Origin of the sequence: Komagataeibacter europaeus LMG 18890, assembly GCF_000285295.1 — a bacterium.
Lineage (GTDB): Bacteria > Pseudomonadota > Alphaproteobacteria > Acetobacterales > Acetobacteraceae > Komagataeibacter > Komagataeibacter europaeus.
Genome location: NZ_CADP01000248.1, coordinates 1 through 1,898, shown reverse-complemented (window position 1 = coordinate 1,898; position 1,898 = coordinate 1). Strand labels below are relative to the sequence as shown.

The 1,898-nt window shown below is 54.4% G+C and carries 3 protein-coding genes; 1 reads left to right on the top strand and 2 read right to left on the bottom strand.

The window, feature by feature from the left end; genetic code table 11:
• Positions 1-314 (bottom strand): helix-turn-helix domain-containing protein (locus GEU01_RS21265; protein WP_019087064.1); only part of this gene is annotated, 314 nt, incomplete at its 3' end.
• Between the two features lie 249 nt (positions 315-563).
• On the opposite strand from GEU01_RS21265, the gene GEU01_RS21260 reads away from it, so the two are divergent.
• Positions 564-1,484, top strand: coding sequence for a reverse transcriptase domain-containing protein (locus GEU01_RS21260; protein WP_019087610.1), 921 nt, complete (start codon positions 564-566; stop codon positions 1,482-1,484).
• Positions 1,485-1,541: 57 nt separating this feature from the next.
• Here the strand turns inward: GEU01_RS21260 and GEU01_RS21255 are convergent.
• On the bottom strand, positions 1,542-1,898 hold a 357-nt coding region (locus GEU01_RS21255; protein WP_019087609.1), incomplete at its 5' end, for an integrase core domain-containing protein.

Below are 1,898 nucleotides of genomic sequence, written 5' to 3'. Positions count from 1 at the left end.
CGCTGCCGATCGGGCCCGGCCTCGACCAGCGCCTTCAGTTCGGCCTGCTGTGCCCCGTTCAAACGGCAGGCTGGTCCCGGATGCTGATAATCGCGCAGGCCATCCGGCCCTTCAGCATTGAAGCGGTGGACCCAGTCCCGCAGCGTCTGGCGGTCCATGCCGCCCACGCGGGCCGCATCCGTCCGGCTCGCCCCGTCACGGATTGCTGCCAGGGCCAGAAGCCGGCGCGCAGCGTTCGCCTGCCGGCTACGCGCCGCAAGTCGCCTCAGATCAGAGGCCGAATAGTCATCCCGTAGCTTCACCGCCCTCGTCATCAGCCAGATCCTCCCGCATCAAGAGAATCAGAGCCAGCGCCGTTTGTCACTTCACACACGAGTCAGTGGCTACGTCCTTTGGTATCACCATAGTAGCCAAATGCTTTCCTGTAATGGGACGGACAACCTGCGTTTAAGCAGGGCAAGACACCGTATAAGGTACGAGCGATCGCACCGAAAGCGTCAGGTCTTGGGTGAAGGGTGGCAGCTCCCAAAACAGTATCCTCTAACGGAAGACGGGTTCTGCTGATGCAAACTGCTATCGTCATGAAGAGATTGGATACTCTTCCAAAGCTCTCGAAAGCCGGAAAGTCGATTAACGGCCTATTCCGCCTCATGACCTGCCGTGATCTCTGGAAAGCGGCATATGAGAAGGTTGCCCAAAACTCGGGCTCCCTGACCCCCGGTATTGACGGAGATACGCTTGACGGGTTTTCGCTCGACAAGCTTGAAGCGTTGATTAGCGAGGTCGTGGAAGGACGTTACCGACCAAATCCGGTTCGTCGGGTCTACATACCAAAATCAAACGGTAAACTCCGACCGTTGGGGATTCCGAGTATTCGGGATCGCCTCGTGCAGGAAACTTTGAGGACGATCCTTGAAACCATATATGAGCCGATTTTCTCTAATCACTCACATGGGTTTCGTCCAAATAGGTCCTGTCATACTGCACTGGAGCATATCCAGAAGGTGTGGAGAGGGACAAAATGGTTCGTTGAGGTCGATATTGTTGGGTATTTTGACAATATCGACCACGACATTCTCGTGAACCTGCTTCGCAAGAGGATTGCTGATAAGAAGATCATTGATCTGATTAGACGCTTTCTTGAAGCTGGATATCTTGAAAACTGGAGGTTCAGCAGGACTTACAGTGGAACTCCGCAAGGTGGCATTGTCTCGCCCATTTTGGCCAACATCTATCTTCATGAACTCGATTTGTTCATGGAAACATGGATGGAGGCTAAAAATAAGGGCGTGAAACGTCGCCGGGAGCAAGAATGGAATCGTCTTTCGAAGTTGATCAATTACAGACAGATGCAAATTCGTCGGATCGTACGATCAGAAGAAAGTCTGTCAGTAGGAGATCAGGGCAGGATAGCGGCTCTCAAACAGGATATAAAAGTCCTCGATAAGGCTCGCAAATCTGTGCCTGCGCTGGCATCACAGTGAGGTGGTCCCGTCCGTTCGGACAGCTTTGTGGGCTTGATAAGCTATACCCGGTTGTTGTTATGCCGCCCTTCTGACGGCGTTGCTGTTGGCTATCTGGTCCGTGGTTAACCCCGGACCAGATGGCGTCGGCACGTCATGATACGCCTCATCGGGCGTACGTCCAGCCAGCGCCGTATGCGGACGCCTTTCGTTATAGTGGGCGATCCATCTGCCAAGCCCGGCCCGTAGCTCCGATCCGGTCTCGAACGCGTGCAGGTAGACGCATTCATATTTCAGCGACCGCCACAGACGCTCGATGAACACGTTATCCAGCCATCGCCCACGCCCGTCCATACTGATGCGGATCTGACGCTCTTCCAGTATCCCGGTGAAACGGGGTGTCGTAAATTGCGACCCCTGGTCAGTATTGAAAAT